Below are 3414 nucleotides of genomic sequence, written 5' to 3'. Positions count from 1 at the left end.
ATCAAGATTTTGAAGATGTCCTTCAAAAGTCTAAAGAGGATGTGACAGATACAATTAACAGCTATTTTGCAGGTTCTGGTGGTTATGGATCTGGTGCGCATATGAAAGTGTTGGCGCGTGAACTTGATGCATTGTCTAAAAGTGCTAGGATTAATCATTACCGTCAGAATAAGCAGGACATGCTACAAGCTAATGCCTTACTAGGTGACTTTAATAAGTATCGTTTAGGCATGGTAGGCAACCTATTCCCCGCCTATAACAGTGCTTATTCCAATATGTTGCAGGGTTCATCAGTTCTTAATGACTATAATCAACGGCTTGTTGATGCCAATCGCGAACGTTGGCTGGAGCAAGACAACAGCGGCTGGAACAGATTGAACATGCTGATGAACGCCGGTCATGGTTTTGCAAGGAATTACGGTACGATGACGAATAACAGTACGAATTCTATGATACAAGGCAATAATCCTTGGAAGAATGCAGGAACTGTAGGCTCTCTAGCCCTTCAAGCAGCACCAATGGCTTTTGGTTATATGATAGGTGGTCCAGCAGGAGCGGCGGCAGCAGCAGGAATGTCGAAAGAAGTCATCGACTTTCTTACTAAGCAACAACAACTGAAGAGTAATTAAACAATAGTTTTGTAGGAGAGTGTGATGGTTGCACCGATAATACCAATGGCTTTAGTGGCAGGAGCGAGATTTGCACCGCATATTATGCGATATCTTTATCCCAGAGTGGCGCCTAGAATGGTTACAGGGGCGAAGCGATTTGGACAATTCATGAAAGCAAATCCAAAGAGTGCTATATCTACTACTGCGGGGATGACTCTCGCACCTTTGTTGGCACCAGAGGAAGTCCAAGCCCCCTCCAACCCCTATTTACAGAATATGCAGCAGCCATATGGACCATTTATGCCCTCTACGGCTTCTAAAACGGAAATGCCTCTTGGTGTAGGCAATCATTCACCTATACCAAATGTTCTAGAGGAAGCCCCACAAGAATTTAAACCTAAAGTTGATGTTCCCCAAACGCAACCATTAGCGCCCGCATCTCAAACACCACCTTCTGAACCAACAGATTTAGAAAAGTTTTTACAGTCCAATACGTATAAGTTTTTTCAATCAGATGCTTATAAAAAGCTCCAAGATCTTTTTGCAGGCATGTCGGCAGCACCCTCTGGTGGTTCTGGATGGGATGCGCTTGCAAGTGGTGTAAAAGATATTATCATAAAAAACACAATAAAGTCAATATGTTGTTTGCAATTATTTTATATGAATCCACTTAAGAATCCACACTTTTATACGTGATTCATTTGACCATTTTTTATAAACAATTGCCATGTATGAATAGAGCATAAAAAGCAAATCATGATGTAAATATTATAACGCATGTGTGCATTCAAATGAAATGAAAAGCAGTTATCATTCATAACAGTTCATAAATTTTATGATACGTTTTTTATCATTCACAAATCGCATTGTTAAAACGCAATCGTTTAAAATTATCGATACCATACGTTTAAAGATCACAGCTTGTTTTAAAGATTGGAATGTTAATCGCATAAAGAAACAAATTAATGTTCGCCAAAATTGGCGAGCGCAAAATCTAAAAATGTTATAGCAAGATTAGATCATTCTATAAGAGGGTAATCGTTTAAAACTGTCATAAGCTTATAGATTGAGTTCATTAAAGATTGCACAAAAGGATTTTAAAATAATGATTTTATAACCACGGTATTTTTTTACCGGAGTAGAAAATCAAGTTTTTTTGAAGAACAGAACTATATTCGCTTCCATAAAAAAATGGAGGCGCATAATGCCATAGAAGTAGAATACTATATACCTTAGACATGGTAATAAAAAAACGTTTCAAAAGTTATCGTTTAAAGATACGAAATCAAAAGGGGTCAATCCAAATTTGGAGGCACCTATTGAAACGAGATAAGCAAGCAAAGTTCAAAATTATTGTAACATCATAAAGGCATAGGATTTTACTAAATTTTGGAGTCAAAAGCGATATTGTTTAAAAAATGCTCTATTCTAAAGATAACGAACTCAAATTTGAGCTGGTTAATTTTTAAAGAAATTAGGTTTTAATGAAAAGTAAAAATACGCTTATAAGGATTTCTTTAAGTGAATGTATAAACGTTTGAAACTGATGTTTTATAACAGTTATAACTTAATTTTATTTAACACATATTTTCTTTTGATTGACTTGGATAAACCTACAAAGCGTTTTGATTTGTTTTATAAATTTGATTTTAGAATGTCAGTTATTTCAATTCACTCAATTCAATTTTGAGCTTAGTATATTAAAATGTTTTAAAGAAGCATTGTGATTATGTGCTTTATTTCAAATGATCTCTTTAAAGAAAAGGGCATTTTATTAATACGTTTGATAGCCATAAAATGAATGCTATCAAGATGATACGCATCATTTACGGTTCTTTTGATAAGTTTTTATAAAAACAAGAGAATGCTTGCAATATGATAGGTTTTAAACAATGCATCTTATAATTCGTTTATAACCATAAAGCAGGCGCCCCCCCCACGCGCCGTTCTTTATTCTGTCTCATCAATCTTGACAAGGTTATCGCTTTCATAAACTTCATAATTTATAGGAATTTCCTTTACTTTGCTTTTCTTGGTTAATTTCGCATTGCCATAAGCGCGACCCCAGACCTTCGTATAGAATAAAACCTTGGCATTGCCAAAAACAGAGCCATAAATTTCAGCACACCCACCCACCAAAGCACCACCATAGACCTTGCCATGTATTTTTGCACGACCATTAACAACGGCATAATTATAAACCTCAGCATAGCTATGAATACGAGCCGAGCCAGCAACAATGGCACGACCATAGACCCTTGCATAACTAAAAACCGTAGCATCATAAGAAACATGCGCATGATCATAAATATGAGCATCAGCAAAAACGCAAGCACCCCCACTTACATGGGCATACCCATAAACATTGCCATAAACACGGGTATTGCCATAGACACAAGCATGATCATAAATTTTCGCATATTGAGAAATGAAAGCCTTACCATAAACCTCACAATTCCCATAGACTTGACCACACACTTGAGAAAAATGACGTATTTTTGCATTGTCATAAACACGAGCATAGCCATAGACACAAGCTTTATCATATACCCAACAATTGCCATCATGAGAGAGGTTTACTTCCTTTTSAATAAATCCCCCTAAATCCCCCGTCTTAACATCATCAAAATCTCTTAAAGCACGAATGCGATAAAGATTTATAGTATTACGAGTAAGAGCATGTTTGATTTGTTTGATTTCATTGGTTAATTCATATTTTTTGCACATAAGGACACCCTCACAATCTAATGTGATAAAGATTTGCTAAAATTTGGAATGGGAAATTTAAAAGAGGGGCGCCCCC

At 36.3% G+C, this 3414-nt stretch carries 3 protein-coding genes; 2 read left to right on the top strand and 1 reads right to left on the bottom strand.

Annotated features, from left to right (window positions below):
• A partial coding sequence (locus tag HWX04_RS07880) for a hypothetical protein (RefSeq protein ID WP_246257631.1) occupies window positions 1–629 on the top strand: 629 nt, incomplete at its 5' end.
• A 24-nt stretch (window positions 630–653) separates the two neighbouring features.
• Window positions 654–1307: a hypothetical protein gene (locus HWX04_RS07875; protein WP_246257628.1), complete on the top strand. Its 654-nt coding sequence runs from the start codon at window positions 654–656 to the stop codon at window positions 1305–1307.
• A gap of 1254 nt (window positions 1308–2561) precedes the next feature.
• On the opposite strand, the gene HWX04_RS07870 is transcribed toward HWX04_RS07875, so the two are convergent.
• Window positions 2562–3338 (bottom strand): hypothetical protein, encoded by a 777-nt coding sequence (locus HWX04_RS07870; RefSeq protein ID WP_175869577.1) that lies wholly within the window; start codon window positions 3336–3338, stop codon window positions 2562–2564.
• Window positions 3339–3414: the final 76 nt, after the last annotated feature.

This window comes from Bartonella gabonensis, assembly GCF_903679515.1.
GTDB classification, from domain to species: Bacteria; Pseudomonadota; Alphaproteobacteria; order Rhizobiales; family Rhizobiaceae; genus Bartonella; species Bartonella gabonensis.
Note: the sequence above shows the minus strand (reverse complement) of the source record. Positions and strands in the feature narration are given on the sequence as shown.

What these genes read in the sequence shown, in the direction of transcription:
- HWX04_RS07875 (WP_246257628.1), top strand. Translation starts at nt 654, where the DNA reads ATGGTTGCACCGATAATACCAATGGCTTTAGTGGCAGGAGCGAGATTT.